Annotated in this window: 15 protein-coding genes; 9 read left to right on the top strand and 6 right to left on the bottom strand. The window is 40.4% G+C overall.

Annotation, left to right across the window (positions count from 1 at the left end):
- Nucleotides 1–19: 19 nt before the first annotated feature.
- The 3 genes from HUS61_RS15710 to HUS61_RS15700 all read left to right on the top strand — a co-directional run bounded on the left by HUS61_RS15710 (nt 20) and on the right by HUS61_RS15700 (nt 2982).
- On the top strand, nt 20–1324 hold the full coding sequence (locus HUS61_RS15710) for a DUF4118 domain-containing protein (RefSeq protein WP_258536031.1): 1305 nt from the start codon (nt 20–22) through the stop codon (nt 1322–1324).
- Nucleotides 1317–1985, top strand: a complete 669-nt coding sequence (locus tag HUS61_RS15705) for a response regulator (RefSeq protein WP_175083081.1) — start codon at nt 1317–1319, stop codon at nt 1983–1985. The genes HUS61_RS15710 and HUS61_RS15705 overlap by 8 nt, the downstream gene beginning before the upstream one ends.
- Before the next feature lie 94 nt (nt 1986–2079).
- The gene (locus tag HUS61_RS15700) at nt 2080–2982 is read left to right on the top strand and encodes a diguanylate cyclase (RefSeq protein WP_175083122.1); all 903 of its coding nucleotides are present in this window, start codon (nt 2080–2082) and stop codon (nt 2980–2982) included.
- Nucleotides 2983–3095: 113 nt separating this feature from the next.
- Here the strand turns inward: HUS61_RS15700 and HUS61_RS15695 are convergent, their stop codons facing one another.
- Together HUS61_RS15695 and HUS61_RS15690 are read right to left on the bottom strand one after the other, a co-directional pair.
- A complete protein-coding gene (locus HUS61_RS15695) occupies nt 3096–3713 on the bottom strand; it encodes a glutathione S-transferase family protein (protein WP_175083080.1) in 618 nt (205 codons plus the stop codon).
- 47 nt (nt 3714–3760) lie between these two features.
- The gene (locus HUS61_RS15690; protein WP_175083079.1) at nt 3761–4792 is read right to left on the bottom strand and encodes an NADP-dependent oxidoreductase; all 1032 of its coding nucleotides are present in this window, start codon (nt 4790–4792) and stop codon (nt 3761–3763) included.
- Between the two features lie 187 nt (nt 4793–4979).
- Between HUS61_RS15690 and HUS61_RS15685 the strand changes: the two genes are divergently transcribed.
- Both HUS61_RS15685 and HUS61_RS15680 read left to right on the top strand, forming a co-directional pair.
- Nucleotides 4980–5387, top strand: coding sequence for a hypothetical protein (locus HUS61_RS15685; protein WP_062564723.1), 408 nt, complete (start codon nt 4980–4982; stop codon nt 5385–5387).
- An 11-nt stretch (nt 5388–5398) separates the two neighbouring features.
- The gene (locus tag HUS61_RS15680; protein WP_175083078.1) at nt 5399–6241 is read left to right on the top strand and encodes an SMP-30/gluconolactonase/LRE family protein; all 843 of its coding nucleotides are present in this window, start codon (nt 5399–5401) and stop codon (nt 6239–6241) included.
- Here the strand turns inward: HUS61_RS15680 and HUS61_RS15675 are convergent.
- The 3 genes from HUS61_RS15675 to HUS61_RS15665 all read right to left on the bottom strand — a co-directional run bounded on the left by HUS61_RS15675 (nt 6238) and on the right by HUS61_RS15665 (nt 10354).
- Nucleotides 6238–6471, bottom strand: a complete 234-nt coding sequence (locus HUS61_RS15675; RefSeq protein ID WP_175083077.1) for a helix-hairpin-helix domain-containing protein — start codon at nt 6469–6471, stop codon at nt 6238–6240. The two genes, HUS61_RS15680 and HUS61_RS15675, sit on opposite strands and share 4 nt — an antisense overlap.
- On the bottom strand, nt 6395–7456 hold the full coding sequence (locus HUS61_RS15670; RefSeq protein WP_175083076.1) for a hypothetical protein: 1062 nt from the start codon (nt 7454–7456) through the stop codon (nt 6395–6397). The genes HUS61_RS15675 and HUS61_RS15670 overlap by 77 nt, the downstream gene beginning before the upstream one ends.
- 162 nt (nt 7457–7618) lie before the next feature.
- Nucleotides 7619–10354, bottom strand: coding sequence for a TonB-dependent receptor domain-containing protein (locus HUS61_RS15665; RefSeq protein ID WP_175083075.1), 2736 nt, complete (start codon nt 10352–10354; stop codon nt 7619–7621).
- Nucleotides 10355–10613: 259 nt separating this feature from the next.
- Here HUS61_RS15665 and HUS61_RS15660 point away from each other — a divergent pair, with 259 nt between their 5' ends.
- Nucleotides 10614–11819 carry an anhydro-N-acetylmuramic acid kinase gene (locus tag HUS61_RS15660; protein ID WP_175083074.1) on the top strand — a complete coding sequence of 402 codons (1206 nt, stop codon included), beginning with the start codon at nt 10614–10616 and terminating at the stop codon, nt 11817–11819.
- Here the strand turns inward: HUS61_RS15660 and HUS61_RS15655 are convergent.
- A complete protein-coding gene (locus HUS61_RS15655) occupies nt 11816–12292 on the bottom strand; it encodes a hypothetical protein (protein WP_175083073.1) in 477 nt (158 codons plus the stop codon). The genes HUS61_RS15660 and HUS61_RS15655 overlap by 4 nt on opposite strands.
- Before the next feature lie 577 nt (nt 12293–12869).
- Between HUS61_RS15655 and HUS61_RS15650 the strand changes: the two genes are divergently transcribed.
- The 3 genes from HUS61_RS15650 to HUS61_RS15640 all read left to right on the top strand — a co-directional run bounded on the left by HUS61_RS15650 (nt 12870) and on the right by HUS61_RS15640 (nt 15722).
- A complete protein-coding gene (locus HUS61_RS15650; RefSeq protein WP_175083072.1) occupies nt 12870–13646 on the top strand; it encodes a hypothetical protein in 777 nt (258 codons plus the stop codon).
- Nucleotides 13647–13992: 346 nt separating this feature from the next.
- Nucleotides 13993–14589, top strand: coding sequence for a tyrosine-type recombinase/integrase (locus tag HUS61_RS15645; RefSeq protein WP_062565915.1), 597 nt, complete (start codon nt 13993–13995; stop codon nt 14587–14589).
- Between the two features lie 602 nt (nt 14590–15191).
- On the top strand, nt 15192–15722 hold the full coding sequence (locus tag HUS61_RS15640; RefSeq protein WP_175083071.1) for a hypothetical protein: 531 nt from the start codon (nt 15192–15194) through the stop codon (nt 15720–15722).
- Nucleotides 15723–15760 lie beyond the last annotated feature (38 nt).

The raw sequence follows: 15760 nt of genomic DNA, 5'->3' as shown, positions 1-15760 counted from the left end.
ACAAACAATAAGTGAAAAGATGATGCAGTCAGTATTCAAAATACAGTATTTAAAAGCCGCATTTTTAAGTGTGTTGATGCCACTTGTGGTGGTGCTCGCGATATTTCCGTTTCGAGAACTGTTTACAACCACCGATATTGTGATGCTACAGCTGCTGTGGGTGACATGGGTTGCGGTGCGCAGTAATCGCCGTGTTGCAGCGCTTACCACCTTAGTGAGTGTTGCCTGCACGGACTGGTTTTATGTGGTACCGTATTTTACTTTTCACATCGAAAATATTGAATATGTGGTCACCTTTTTGGTGATGTTGATTGTAGGTTTAGTGATAAGCCACCTTGCTGGGGAGCTCAATACCAAGGTTCGCGATGTGCAAGCCCATGCTAGTAATAGTCGCTTATTGTATGAGTTAGCAAAAAAGCTTAATGATCTCGATAGCCTTGAGGAGCAAAAGCAGCTGTTCTTAACAACCATGGCCGCGCATTTAAAGGTTGCGTGTGATTGGCAGCTAACAGCCTCTAAGCAGTTTATTTATTTAAATGAACAACAAGCTGAATTTGGCGGCATCACGTTTGCCAAAGCACTTAATGCCGAGCAACAGGCTTTGGCGAATACTGCGTGCTCTTTACTGTATCAGGTTCAAGAAAAAACCTTACTGCGAGAGCAATCAGCGGCGATAAAAGTACAGGCGGAGCTAGAGAGGTCAAAAAATACCTTATTACGGAGTTTATCCCATGACTTACGTACGCCATTAGCGACCATTATGGGCGCATCAAGCATGTTGGCTGATGATGATATCCAACTAAGCTCTGAGGTTATCAAAGAGCAAGCTGCTAACATTTATGAGCAAAGTAAAATACTTAACCAGCACTTTGATAAAGTCATGGAGCTCAGTAAAGTGAATAAGTTAGCTGAGAATATTAAATGGCAAAAACTGCCCATTTTGACCTTAATTAGCGAAGCTAAATCACGCCGTCAGCAACAACTACAAAACTTTAAACTGCATATCGAAGCTCAGCAACAAAGCATCTGTTTTGGCGATGAAACCTTACTTGAAATTGCCTTTGCCAATATGCTCGAGAACGCAGCTCGCTACGGAGATGGTTCGGCGAACATGCAATTTATTGATACACAAGACGAATACCAAATTGTGTTAACCAATCCTTTTGCTAATAAGCATGAGACGAGTCAAGATGAAGGCGTTGGCCTAGGGAGTGTTATTTGCGATGTGGTTGCTAAATGTCATCAGGGGCGCTTTGAATTAACCCTCAATGAGCAGACAAAGCAGGCAACAGCTAAATTAATTTGGAGTAACAGCCGTGGCTAATATTTTGGTTTTAGAGGACTCACCGCCCCTGCAAAGTTTTTTAAAAACTTTGCTCAAAGCAAGTAACCATGAAGTCAGTGTGTGCGCGAAAGGGCTTGATGCGTTTGCACTTTTAAGCCAGCAGCAGTTTGATTTAGTGCTGCTTGATTTAGGTTTGCTCGATATGGATGGGCAAGATTGGCTGGTGGAGTTTAGGCAGTGGAGTTTACTCCCTGTTCTGGTACTTTCTGCGCGCGACGGCGAAACAGAAAAAGTCACCGCCCTTGATAACGGCGCTAACGATTACCTAACTAAACCATTCAGCGCAAACGAATTACTAGCACGTATTCGGGTGCTACTTCGCACACAAACAATACCAAGCCTAACGTTGCAATGTGGCGATATTCACATCGACCCACATAAACATGTGGTCCGTAAAGGCGCTGAAGAAGTTAAACTAACTAAAAAAGAGTACGCTATTTTGCTGTTGTTATTTCAGCAAAAAGATAAGGTGTTAACGCATAACGCTATTTTATCTGAGGTGTGGGGAGAGCAGTATATTAATCGCCATGAATATGTGCGTGTACATATTGGTCAGTTAAGACAAAAGCTTGAACAAAATGCGGCGAGTCCTAAACATATCTTAACCGAGCCCGCCGTAGGTTACCGCTTAGTTGAATAAACTATCGCTTAACAACGCTTTAAGTTGTGTTTGTAACAGACCTTAGGTACTGTTTTAGGAAATAAAATAATAAGCGGAAGTCTTTTCATTGGCTATGCATCAAAATACCGAGCAGGGCATTAATTCTCTGTCGAATACACAGCTTGAAGACGTGATTGCAGAAATCGAGCAGGCCATTGAGTGGCACCAGTCATGGTATAGAAACTTATTAAGGTGCTTAATTGCAGACATACCTGCAGATGAACAAAACTTAGCAGATAATGCTCATAACCTTTGTCGTTTTGGGCAATGGTTTAATAAGCTACCCGAACAGACCATAAGTCTTCACCCTTACTTTTCAGACATTGCTTGTGCACATCAAAAGATGCACCAAGGTGCCAAAGTCCTGTTATCGTTAAAAGAGTCTAAGTCTGTTATTCCGGCTAATTTATTGGATCAGTTTCATGCCGATTTAGATAGGTTACGAGTGTTATTTGACACCCTTATTGATGAATTCTCTGAACTGCTGCACACCCGAGACCCTTTAACGGGTGCATCAAACCGAACAAACTTAGTTGAAAACCTACAAAAAGAGCATGAGCTTTGCAAACGTAAATCGCTCAGCTGCGCACTGATAATGATCGACCTTGATCACTTTAAGCAAGTGAATGATGAGTTTGGCCATGCAGTGGGCGATAAGGTGTTAATCGCCCTTGTTAAATGTATTAAATCTCATCTAAGAGAGTACGATCAACTATATCGCTATGGCGGCGAAGAGTTTTTAGTCTGCTTACCGCAAACAGAGCTAGAAGGTGCCAAATCACTTTCTGAGCGATTAAGAGCAGGCGTTGAAGCTTTAAAAATTGAAATTGGCAAAGGTAAACATATTAATGTTACAGGCTCATTTGGTGTTGCGTTAATAAATGCCGATGACGATATCGAGGCGGCAATCGAAAGGGCTGACGAAGCCATGTATCAGGCTAAAAAGTCAGGCCGTAATCGAGTGTGTGTAGCTTAAATGGTAGCTGCGCTGCCTTAATTGATAATATTGGTGAAGTAAAAGTATGGCTGTAGTCCACCTTCAACGCTTTGCGGCAAACAAAGGTACAGGCAGTACCTTTGTTTATTGAGTTAACCGTATTTTGCTTCTAACTCGTTTGCTGTGTGATAGCTTTCGTGAGTTTTTAGCTGCTCTAAATAACGTTTAATTTCAGGGAAATGTACTAGCAGGCCTGCCTCATCAGCTTTCTCTACAACAAAAGACATCATAAAATCAGCACCGGTCAATGTGTCATCCACTAAGTACTGCTTACCTTTTAATTGTTGATTAACATAACTCAGTATCTTGCCAATTTCATGATCAGCATAATCACCAATAAAGTTGGTTTTACAGCCATCTTTTGTAATAAATAATTTTAATAAAAAAGGGACCATTGCTGAGCTTTCGGCAAAATGAAGCCATTGCTGATAATCAACATAGTTGTCGCTTTGCAGGCTTGGCATAAACTTACCTTTGCCGTACTTACTAATTAAGTAGTCGGTAATTGCCCCAGACTCAGTAATTACTTTGCCGTTATCTTCAATAACGGGAGCTTTGCCCAGCGGGTGAATTTGTTTTAACTCATCAGGTGCTAAGAAGGTTTCTTTATTGCGTTGATAAGCAACAATGTCGTAATCTACGTCTAGCTCTTCCAGTAACCAAATAATACGTTTAGAGCGTGATTTATTTAAATGGTGTAATTTAATCATTTGTTATCCTTAATAATGGCGTAGCCTTGCTGACTAAACCTCGAAATTTAAATTGGCTGCTGAACTTGCACGACAGTTTTACCGAAGTTCTCACCATTTAACATAGCATTAAAGGCGTTCAGCGTATTTTCGAAATTAGCTTCAAGATGCTCTTTATATTTGATTTTTCCTTCGCTTAACCATGTTTGCATGTCTTTTGCGAATTCCTCATAACGATGGGCGTAGTCATCAAAAATAATAAACCCTTGCACTTTAATGCGTTTCTTTAAAATGTGACCCATAAGCATAGATAGGCGATCTGGACCTGGCGGCAGCTCGGTAGCGTTGTACTGTGATACTAAACCACATAATGGAATACGTGCTTTTGTATTCAGCAGGGGTAACACAGCATCAAATACATGGCCACCGACATTTTCGTAATAAACATCAATACCATTATTACACGCTGCGCTTAACTGCTCTGCAAAATCATTTGCTTTGTGATCAATACAGGCATCGAAGCCTAGGTTTTCAACGGCATGTTGGCATTTTTCTTTACCGCCAGCTACGCCAACGACCTTACAGCCTTTTAATTTAGCAATTTGCCCTACAGTTGCACCGACAGGCCCTGTAGCTGCAGCAACCACTACTGTTTCGCCCTGTTTTGGCTCACCAATATCTAAAAGCCCCATGTAAGCGGTAAAACCAGGCATACCCATAATACCAAGTGCATACGAAGGATTTTCAGGGTTTTTCCCCAGTTTCATTAAGCCTTCAGTGTCGCTTATTGAGTATTCTTGCCAGCCTGTGTATGCCAATACCCATTCGCCCTTTTGATAATCAGGGTGGTTCGACTGCTCAACTTGGCATACGGTTGCGCCTACCATCACATCCCCAATCTTTACAGGATCAGCGTATGATTCAGCATCGCTCATTCGTCCTCGCATATAGGGATCAAGTGATAGATAAATTGTTCTAAGTAATACCTCACCATCTTTTGGCGCAGGTACTGAGTTTGTTTTTAATACAACATTTTTATCATTCGCTACGCCTTTTGGACGTGTCTCAAGAATATATTGACGATTCTGAATATCAGACATACTAAGCTCCTTTTGTCAGCAGTAAATTAAGATACGCCTTTAACGTTTTGCGGGCATAACATTAAAAATCAATATTAAAATTGTAATTGCTGAGTAACACGCTCATTATAGGGTTATTCACGGTTTTGCACTGGTTATAGGAACGGTGTATGCTGTTTTTAGGCTGAGTTAATTGAAAAGGATTGATATGAAGCGCATTTTACTATTATGTGCAGCGGTTTTTGCAACCTCTGGTCAAGCCAATACCGATGTACTATCAGTGGATCCGGTCATGCTCTCTGGCAGTGCTTTTTCATTTGAGAATGATGCCAAGCGTTACCCTAAGCAAAGCCAATTTAGTATTGTCCATAGTGTATTAATGAGCAGTGAGAGTGGTCGCCGTTTAGCGGTTGTGACGATTGAAAACAAAGCATCGGGATCGCGAATTCTTCAGGCTGACCATATTATGGCGCTGTTTGCCGATGGGCGTCGTGTTCATCCTCAGAGCTTTGACGAAGGTATTAAGTTAGATGATGGCGAAAAGCGTTCTTTGACCTTATCTTTTGGTGAAAACGAATACCCAATTTTAGCGGTATACACGAGTTTAGATGAGTAAAAGGAAGACCTATGAAACTATTTAAGCCACTGGCAATTACATTACTTTTAAACTCACCGTTAACCTTTGCAGTTGATAGCCAAGACTTTGTTAAAGATAACGTTTTCACGAAAGGCGTTGAAGGGCCAACCATGTATAACGGTGCCTTATACGCGGTGAACTATGCCCAGCAAGGAACCATTGGCCGCGTTGATAACATGGGCAAAACATCGTTATTTGTGCGCTTACCCGATGACAGCGTTGGCAATGGCCTACAGTTTGACTCACAAGGTAATTTGTTTATTGCCGATTATGTTAACCACAATATTTTAAAAGTACCTGCTGGCAGCAATAAAGCAGAAGTGTTCGCCCATAATAGTAAAATGAATCAGCCCAATGACATTGCTATCACCAAAAGTGGGGCGCTGTTTGCAAGTGATCCTAACTGGGCGAACGAAACGGGTCAGCTATGGCGTATCAATGCAGATGGCAGCACCCATTTACTCGAAAAAAACATGGGGACTACCAATGGAGTGGCAGTTAATAACGACAACACCAAGCTCTATGTGAACGAGAGTGTGCAGCGAGTTGTTTGGCAATATGACTTAGATGAGAACTTAAATATTAGTAATAAGAAAGCTTTTATTAAATTTACTGATCATGGCTTAGATGGCATGCGCGTTAATAATCAAGGGCATGTGTTTATTACTCGTTACGGCGCAGGGAAAGTGCTTGAAGTCTCGCCAAACGGCAAGCTCTTAAATAGCTATCAATTAAAAGGCCAGCATCCAACGAATTTGGCTTTCAACGAGACGCAAAACAAAGTGTATGTCACCATGCAAAAGCGCGGTGCAATAGAAGTGATTGAGCTTTAGCCTTGCTTAGCTCGTGCAATCGCGGCGGTGATTGCAGCTTTTGCTTGCGGACTATTTTGCCAGCAACTTGAATGCAACATCGACGCGACTCGCTCAGCAATGGTGTTGGCATCAAACCCAGCTAACTTCTCTAACGAATCAATACCAATTTCTTCAAACCGTTTTACTACCGTTGGCCCCACACCTTTGAGTGCTAAAAGCGCGCTGCGCTCTTGCTCGTTGAATGGCATAAGTTCGTTCCTTCTTCATTACGTTTATAAAATGATGAGGGTTATCTACTCCTAGAAAAACAGTGTTGATATCACCAATAGGCTCAATGAGCGTGATTTTAATATTCGGGTAGCCAGAGTAGTTGTAACGTTTGATTGTGCGTGCGCGTGCAATGAAGTCGGTATTAAAATCAATAGTTTTGATATTTGCTAAAGCAATATTGTAAGCAGGATATAGCCCGTAGCGGATAATGAGTTGCGATTTACTAATTGAAACAGGACGCTTTGCGACCGCTCGGTACTCTGCAACGAAGAATAAAAGGCTAAAAATAGTTAAACCAGTGATAATGTTTGCTGCTATTGGTGACCACACAAAGTGTAAAAATAAGTGCATCATGGGCAGCTCTAATAAGATAATAAAAATAAAGCCAAGTAAGTTTGCTTGTGCGCCATCTTTATTATGATAGCTAAAATGTTGTTCACCAGTGAAATAACTAGGTTTAAGGTGTTTAGCGTAAAATAAGAAAGCCCACATCCGTGTTTCGAAGCATAAAAAGTTTGCAATAGCACTTTGTTTAAAAAGCTTTTTTATTGGCCGCTCAATAGCTATATCAGGATCTGTCTGCTGGCTTAGAGCAGATTTTATTGCCAAATACACAGTAATAAGAGCGCTTAGTTCTAAAATTACAATCAAAGCTAAAAGCCCGTAACGACCTTGTTCTAAGTAATTCATTAAAAACTTGTTTTGCTCAGGAATGATGTAACTTCCCACTAAAATAGCGATTGAGCACAACATCAATGCTTTAAAAGCCGCTTCTTTCTTATTTTTAATTAATATTAAGCAAAGTACAGGTAATACTATAAGTGCATCAAGTAGGTATAACCATTCAAAGTTAGCATTTCCAAAGTCATTTAGAGGATGCTTTCCCTGATAATAAATACCCCAAAAAAGGCTAATACTAATTAGAAAAATAAATGGAATTTTTGACTTTATTGATTTGAGCATAGCATCTTCCTTGCACCTCTATTGCCTATATCTTAAACAATAATCTATTCACTGTCCCTTTTTTATTGTTGATATAATTACTGCCAGTTTAAAATAAAAAAGCGCACCGGGCAGGGTGCGCTTGAGGGGATCAATCCTGTGTAGCTAAAACAGTAGGATTAATTAGAAGCTTGGAGCATATCTCAGTGAAACACCGACTGAGCGGCCAATCACACTATAATCACTCACTGTGTTAAAGTGGTTTGCGCCTACTTCAGGTGTTGGTGGTTCACGGTCTAATAAGTTATCGACACCAAAGTTAACAGCAAGTTCCTCATTAACTTGCCATGCAGCGGCAAAGTCTAAGTAATTTTGTGCTGAGATTGTTTCTGAACGGTCTACAGCATACTCTACTTCACCGATTCTACGCCAGCCAAGTTGGAAGTTCATGTTATCTAACTGCCAATCAATGCTTGCGCGGTGTTTGTAGTCAGCTTGCAAGATACTCGCGAAGTCGCCCGAACAGGCGCTGCCGTAAGTTCCTTTACAGTCTACTTCAGGTACAGTGCTGTTGTTCTGACGGGTTTGTTTAGTAACAAAGTTACCTTGGTACGAGAATCTAAAACGACCACCCATTTGCTCTGGTGCATCAATCACATAATTTGCTGCAACGTCGATACCTTCTTGCTCAATAGCGGCTAAGTTAAAGTCATTAACGATGGCTGTGCTAATAAAACCAGTGTTTGGATCGCGAAGTACCGCACCACACAATGGATTATTTGGATTCGGGTCATCAACATAACAGCTTTGCAGTGCAGCACCAGGTTGAATTTGGCTTACCGCATCTGTTACACGAATACTGTAGTAATCAAGTGATAAATCAAAGCCTTCTAAATAGCTAGGTGTATAAACAATGCCTAGTGTATCTGATTCAGCTTGCTCAGGTTTAATATTCGGGTTACCACCATAGGTGTACTCTGCGGTACTTGAATCAAATTCAGTACCAACTGGCGGTGCACCAAACGCAGCACATTGGGTCGCATCACCGGTACCAAGTAAACATGGATCGCCGTTATAACGCCCTGCTAGTCGTGGCACAAACTGGTCACTATTTTGGTCAAATAACGATAACGATAGCGCTGTGATTGGGCTGGCAAATTCACCTAAGTTAGGTGCTCTAAATGCGGTTAAGCGGTTGGCGCGAATACGAATGTCGCTGTTTATTGCCCAGTTGATACCTAGTTTGTAAGTGTCTTCTGCTTCGGTATTTGAGTAATCAGAAATACGGTAGGCACCTTCAAAGCTAAGCTCTTCAGCAAAAGGTTGATCAACTAAGATAGGCACTAAAATTTCGGCGTAGAATTCTTCAGAGCTAAAGCTTGCATCCATATCAAATGCGCTGATAGACGCAAAGCTGGTGCCGTTTCTAAATGCATCGCCTGGAGTTTGTTTACCGGTTTCTTTACGGTATTCATAACCGATTGCAAAATCGATAGCACCGGCGGGTAATTCAAATAAGAACCCAGAATCGCCCGATAGTGTTGCTGAGATCACACTTTGAGTACGGTCGCGAGTGGTATAAAGCAGCGGATCGCTAAAGTCGCTGAAATCAAGGTTTGGATCAAAAATATCCACTGAATTTGCAAGGGCAGCAAAGCGACTATTACCGCTGTTATCATTACGGTATGCGTTGTTGTATATGGTGGCTACTTCGTCAGTTTTGCCATACTGGCCATATACGTCATAACGTAAGTAGTCAGTTAAATCACCTTTTAAACCCAGTTGAAATTGCATTGAATCACGCACCGCTTCGGTGTGTTGTACACCTAAACCTAGGTTACGTTCAACATTAACAAGGGCATTACCTTCGCTATCAAACGTGAGTTGGTCACGTAGTTCATCTGGAATATACGCATTGTCTTGCGTGAGGGTCACTTGCTCGTTTACAAAAATCGGTGTTTGACCACTGGCACCCGCACCATTTACGGTCACTTTAGAATACATTGCGCGGCCATAGGCAATGGCACTGTCGCTTACATCAACGTCAAATAATAAGCCCGCAGAAAAACGGTCCATCGGTTGAGTTAAATAACGGTCAGCTGTGAAATCAGTTGTTTGACGATCACTTGTTACAGCTCCTGAGTCAGCAATACCAATGCTATTGCCAGATGCAACGTCAGTATAATAACCACCGCTGTTGATCATTGCCGTTGAGTTTTCAAGCGCGTAGTCACGCTCGCCGGCTAATAGCTCTTTTCGCTCTGTATAACCAATATAGCCTGTTACATGACCGCGGCCATCGGCGATGTCACCGCCAAAAATTGCTTCAAAGTTAAGCTTTTCGTTACCGCCGTCGGCACTTTCGTAACTGGTTGAGAACTCAGCGCCAGTAAAATCATCGTCTAAAACAAAGTTAACAACACCGGCTACTGCATCGGCACCATAAACCGCTGCGGCACCACCGGTTAATACATCAACGCGTTTAATTAATCCCGCTGGAATGGTGTTCACGTCAACCGAGTTACGAAAACTAAATGGTACTGCGCGAGTACCGTCAATAAGTACTAATGTACGGTTTTGGCCAAGGCCGCGTAAATCTATGGTTGATGAGCCAAATGAGTCACCGACTGTGGCACCGGTGCTGTTTGCACCCGCCGCAGCTTGTGGCAGTTTTGCAGTAATATCTTCAACGTTCACTGCACGGTCTAGGTGAATTTGTGCTTCATCAACGCTCACCACTGGGCTACTTGAAACCAGCTCAGTACGTTGAATACGTGAACCCGTTACGGTGATCACTTCAGGTTTTTTTACTTCAGTAGTTTCTTCTGCGTGGGCATAACTAATTACTGAACTTACAGCGAGAGCTAAAGGTGATAGCAGCAATAGTGAGCGATGCCCTGTTGATGTATTTGCTTTCATGATGATTCCCTTGCGTTTTATCATTTAAATCAACGCAGGTTGGTGAATGACCTAGACCATTTAGTTAATTTAATGAGTCATACTTTTTGTTATGATGCTTGTGTGTTCTCCTTTTGGGGAGCTCACCGGTACAGTTTTAAAGCAATTTAAAAGTCTTTGCAATAATTATTCTTTAAATCTATTATTTTAAAATATAAACTATTCCAAGTCATCAACCCGCTTATTTACATCTAATAAGCTGATTTTAAGTGATTTATTTATGCATCAACATATTGAAAAACTGTATTTAAGCGCAAAAAAAGAAAGAAAATTAATAATTGGTCTAATGAGTGGTACCTCGTTAGATGGCCTTGATATCGCGCTATGCGAAGTATCAGGGCAGGGCATGAACACTCATGTAGAAGTATTAAAGTTTACCACGGTCGACTACGACGATGATTATAAAACGCGTGTAAAGCGAGTGTTCGCCAAACGCGAATGTGATCTTGAAGAAGTCACTTTACTCAACCCTTGGATTGGCCAATTACATGGTGAAATGGTTGCCAAAACGTTAGCCAGCTGGGGAGTAGCAAAAGAACTTGTTGATGTGATTGCTAGCCACGGGCAAACTATTTATCACTGCCCTAAAAACCAACACAAGCGTGCAGAATATGGTAATGCAACACTACAAATTGGTGACAGCGATCATTTAGCCGTGACTGCTGGCATTACTACCATAGGTGATTTTAGACAAAAGCACATTGCTGCGGGTGGCGAAGGTGCACCACTTGCGGTATATGGTGACTACTTGTATTTCACAAGCACCAGCGAAAACCGAATTTTGCTTAATATGGGCGGCATTGCAAACTTAACCTACTTACCAAAATCAGCAGATGCACGAGCGGTTTTTAGTTCTGATATTGGCCCAGGTAATACCATTATGGATGCCTATATACAGCGTTATTTTGCTCCACTTCAATATGATAAAGATGCCGCTATTGCAGCAAAAGGCACGGTAAATGAAGCTTTACTAGCTGCGCTGTGTGATGATGCATTTTTTGCTTTAGGGTTTCCAAAAACCACAGGGCCAGAAGTATTTAATCTAGACTATTTAGCAGCGGCGCAAGCACGCTCGAATACGCAGAGCTTATCGCACTTTGATGTGATGACAACCTTAGTGCAGTTTTCAGGGGTAATGATAGCTAAAGCAATTAACCAATGCAGTGAAGGTTTGACCGATGTGGCTGTATACGCCAGTGGTGGTGGGGTTCATAACCCATTATTAATGAAAACTATTTTGGCTAATTGCCCAGAACTTTCTGTGATAAATAACACCGATTCTTTGGGTATAAACCCAGATGCAAAAGAAGCCGTGTTATTTGCTATTTTAGCGAACGAATGTTTGTCGGGCGGGCAACAACGCTTTGGTAATACCGAGCAAGGGATCCCCGATATTACCATGGGTAAAATTAGCTTTGCTGATTAAAAAAAAGCTAAAAAGCTTGCGCCAAGATTACTGATGTAATGGCGTAAGCCATTGTTTTTAGATTGATCGCCAGTTAGCAGCTCTGGTGATGTGCTTGCTGCAATGCTGACATCAAACTGGGCGCTGTCTTTAAGTGTTGCATGCATGCCGTGCAGCATTAATTGCAATACAAATTCACCACTGTGAGTAACATCCTCTAACGTAAGCATAATAACGTGCTGCTCTAGATCGTGCTGCGTTAATGTGTGCGCAGTAAAATACGCAGACTCACGTGCATCAGGGCGCGTTGCACTGATAGAGATCACATCACCTTCATGGGCATCATCTGGCAGCACACAACAAAATACAACATGCTTTTGCTCATTAGCCGCAAAATGCAATTGTTCATATTCCATAGTATGCGCAAGCGCAGCACATAAAGGGTCTTCACTAGATGGGAGTGCAAACGAAAGTTGCACCAAGGCACTGTCCATTACTTCTTCATTACGTTAGGTGATTAAATTAGCGTCAATTATTGATCAGTTAGATGACAGAATTATGACTATTGTCATATTGCGGATTATTTATATCAAAAACAGAGGAAAGTTGTTCTTTCTGTTCCAAAACTGGAATGGTTTCTGACAAGATTGGAATAGAGTGTCTTGTCTGGCAAGGGCTTTAGGGTTGAGGAGAATTTTGGTATTTTGGGTTTTCTGATAAGGCGTGACAGCTGTATATTTGCCCCAAAGCTATAGAAAAACCATAATGAAAATATAAAGTCCTAGAGTTATACAAACTCAGTTTGGATTAATCAAAAAACTGCCATTTTTGTGCTGTCTCGTAACTTAAAAATGCCCCAAAGTGAGTTAACGTAAAACCACTAAAGGTCTACTTTGAGCGTTAAATAGACTGTCGCTGTATTTATGATTTGCATATTTAGTTCAATAAAACAGGCGTTCAGTTAACTTATTTGACCTTCATTATACGACTCTATAGCATTATGCTATTGTTTAAACTACGCTCTTATCTGTTAGAATTCGAGCTGCTTAAAATACTTCATTTAAGGCTTTTATGAGTGGTAATTTTTTTAAGATAACGGATGTTAACGCCTATCCGAGTAGGAGGGGGGACACACTATATTCTTTTTTATTAGATAATAAAATTAAAGTCAGTGCAATTTACCCTGATGAAAAGTGGCAATCTAGTGGAAAATCAAACCGTAGCATTATTTATGAGTTGAATCGATACTGGAAAAAATCAGGAAATACACTTTTAAATGCTACTGGAAATTATATTGTGGCATCTTTGAAGAAAACTGAATATGGTACGCAATTAGAATATGTTACTTCTGTCGATTTAGTTGGCGATTTCGCTCATTTACTTAATAAAAATAAGGGGCGAGCATTTGTTACTCCACTACCCATTTACGACTTTCTAAAAGAAAGAAATTATCACATTAACAACGATGACTCTATTTCATTGCAAAAAAGCTATAGCAATGTGAGAGTTAGGCCTCTGGTAAGCGGTTCTTCAAATTCAGTTTGTTACCCTAAAATCGAAGGGAATGAATTTTGTTCAATTGAAAACATTTCAAAAATATATCAACAATTTTATGCCCATTTGCGAGGCAAAGGCTCTTCACCACACTTAGCCCCAGATGGTGACTGGATGCATACTCTCAATACGATACAAATAGTTAAACAGGTCAGAAGATGTCGTCAATCATACAAAGCTACCCATAGCGGCGATATAGATGAATGGTTTGATGAGGTGGTGCTAAGTATTGGTGACAAATTAACAAATGAACAAAAAACCTTTTTAGACAAACATTCTAATTTAGATAAATAACCCCCTAAAAAACTGTAATAAAATGCTTAAAACCCATTTTTACTTAATATCGCTGATTATTGCTTCATAAGTTCAACTATATTCTAATAATCAAAGTCTTCAGACTATCATTAGACCACAGCTACAGCCACAATTAGAACTCTCGGCTTTGTTAGCCGAGCTTACCAGCCAATTATATGAACTTTACCCAGCGTCTGCTATGTGAAAATGTGAAGCGTTGGTGATTAATATTTGAGTGGCGGTTATTGGCACAGAGCGGTCCTTTGACTCTGAATTGTTTCTGTCCAAACCTTAGTCATTGGCAATCTATCTATTATCAATAGTGACTTTTAATTAGGAGGTCACTATGAAACAAAAACTAAACCACAATGCTACTGGGATGAAACGTCCTTTCAAACTTGAAGAGATTTGGCGTATACGTACTCGCATTGAAATTCAAAATAACTTGATGCAACTGGCGTTACTTAACTTGGCGATAGACAGCAAACTAAGATCATGTGATCTACTGTCTTTAAGGGTTAGAGATGTCGCAACCCAAGATCAAGTTTTCGAGAGGGTTCAATGGACACAAAAGAAAACAGGGATCGAAGTTCAATTTGAGATAACTCCGAGAACACAACAAAGTATTAGCCGTTGGGTTCAAGAAGGTAAATTGAAACCTAGTGAATATTTGTTTAGGAGTTTACGTCGCACTAATCAACCAATAAGCTATTCATATTACAGGTCTATAATCAGGAGTTGGGCTGAGCAGTTAGGGCTTGATTCTGATCTATATGGTACTCACTCAATGCGCAGAACCAAAGCGACTTTGGTTTACGCACGAACCAAAAATATTCGCGCTGTTCAATTACTACTTGGTCACACAAAAATCGATAACACAATTAGATATCTCGGAATTGAGATTGAAGATGCTATCAAGATATCCAGAGAAACAGATTGTTAATTAAGAAAAGGCGGCAATTTAAGCTGCCTTTGCCCCAAGACGTGTTTAGGCGAATTACTCAAAAGAGCGAACTTCGGCCATTCAAAATTGCTTTTCTATTTCGTCAAAGTATATTGCTTGCATAGTCAGGAAAGCGACCCAATCGCTCTTTTTTGTCCTGAGACAAAAGCTAGAACTACTGCATTTTAGTCTTAATGGCAATTAGTTAAGAAGTTTGTTACAAATGAGTCATTCAGAAAAGCGAGCGACACTGTGTTAGAAAAACGCGCGATTCGCTCGCTATAGACATGTCATGTTTCAAAGGGAAAAGTTGACTTATGAGTTATAGATTTGGAAATAAACTACTTTTTATTTTATCCGTTATAGTTTTTATTTATAGCCTGTTCAGTATTTTCGAAATGCAATTTTCAGCATTTGGATTTAGCGTTAAACTTAATGAAAATCCTGTATTATTTTATTTCATTGTAGGTGGCTTATTAATGGCCTCAGGCTTTACGTTACTAATAAAGACCTTAGAATTTGCCAAAAGCAAAACTCAACGAGTTGAAACATAACAAGCCATTGCAGTGCGGGGCGCTATAAAGCAACGAGGCATCAGAATTTTGGAAATGCATTTTGTATTTACTTCCTCTAGAGGACTAATTGAATCAGCAGAATATCTGCCGGCACACACTGAAGATGATGATGCATTCTTCAATTCAAATAAATACTCCTTTATCTTAGTTGCTGCCCCTTCATTGGAAAGCTTGCTTAATGAAGGCATCATCTCATGGGCTTTTCGTCATTTCCCTAAAGCTGATCACAAAAGACATGCAACAGCGTTTCTTTCAATGAACTTAAGTAAAAAGTTAGATGTATTAGGGTTCCTTTTATCATCTGGTAAGCTCATTACAGACAATGAAAGTAAAATTTATCAGACTTTGATTAACTTAATAAAACTCCGAAATGAAGTGGCACATAGCAAGGACTTTTATAAAGAAACGGACATTGATTATGGTGAGCTAGATAAAGATGGTGGTAGAAGTTTCCTTTTAGCTTATGATATTTCTAAATTAATGAATAATCACCCTCTAAGTATTGAGCAAGAAAAGTGTCAATTCATTGTGTCGTCATTGAAGCACTCTGCAAGATAACTTTAAACATTCAAAATGTGGTCATTAATGAACGTAAT

It is taken from the genome of Pseudoalteromonas sp. 0802 (genome assembly GCF_013350085.1).
In the GTDB taxonomy this organism is placed as follows: domain Bacteria; phylum Pseudomonadota; class Gammaproteobacteria; order Enterobacterales; family Alteromonadaceae; genus Pseudoalteromonas.
This window is presented reverse-complemented; position numbering and strand designations above follow the sequence as displayed.

Excerpts from the sequence above, each read along its gene's own strand:
- HUS61_RS15710 (WP_258536031.1), top strand. The coding sequence starts at position 20 with ATGATGCAGTCAGTATTCAAAATACAGTATTTAAAAGCCGCATTTTTA.
- HUS61_RS15700 (WP_175083122.1), top strand. The coding sequence starts at position 2,080 with ATGCATCAAAATACCGAGCAGGGCATTAATTCTCTGTCGAATACACAG.
- HUS61_RS15695 (WP_175083080.1), bottom strand. The coding sequence starts at position 3,713 with ATGATTAAATTACACCATTTAAATAAATCACGCTCTAAACGTATTATT.
- HUS61_RS15690 (WP_175083079.1), bottom strand. The coding sequence starts at position 4,792 with ATGTCTGATATTCAGAATCGTCAATATATTCTTGAGACACGTCCAAAA.
- HUS61_RS15685 (WP_062564723.1), top strand. The coding sequence starts at position 4,980 with ATGAAGCGCATTTTACTATTATGTGCAGCGGTTTTTGCAACCTCTGGT.
- HUS61_RS15680 (WP_175083078.1), top strand. The coding sequence starts at position 5,399 with ATGAAACTATTTAAGCCACTGGCAATTACATTACTTTTAAACTCACCG.
- HUS61_RS15675 (WP_175083077.1), bottom strand. The coding sequence starts at position 6,471 with ATGCCATTCAACGAGCAAGAGCGCAGCGCGCTTTTAGCACTCAAAGGT.
- HUS61_RS15670 (WP_175083076.1), bottom strand. The coding sequence starts at position 7,456 with ATGCTCAAATCAATAAAGTCAAAAATTCCATTTATTTTTCTAATTAGT.
- HUS61_RS15665 (WP_175083075.1), bottom strand. The coding sequence starts at position 10,354 with ATGAAAGCAAATACATCAACAGGGCATCGCTCACTATTGCTGCTATCA.
- HUS61_RS15660 (WP_175083074.1), top strand. The coding sequence starts at position 10,614 with ATGCATCAACATATTGAAAAACTGTATTTAAGCGCAAAAAAAGAAAGA.
- HUS61_RS15655 (WP_175083073.1), bottom strand. The coding sequence starts at position 12,292 with ATGGACAGTGCCTTGGTGCAACTTTCGTTTGCACTCCCATCTAGTGAA.
- HUS61_RS15650 (WP_175083072.1), top strand. The coding sequence starts at position 12,870 with ATGAGTGGTAATTTTTTTAAGATAACGGATGTTAACGCCTATCCGAGT.
- HUS61_RS15645 (WP_062565915.1), top strand. The coding sequence starts at position 13,993 with ATGAAACAAAAACTAAACCACAATGCTACTGGGATGAAACGTCCTTTC.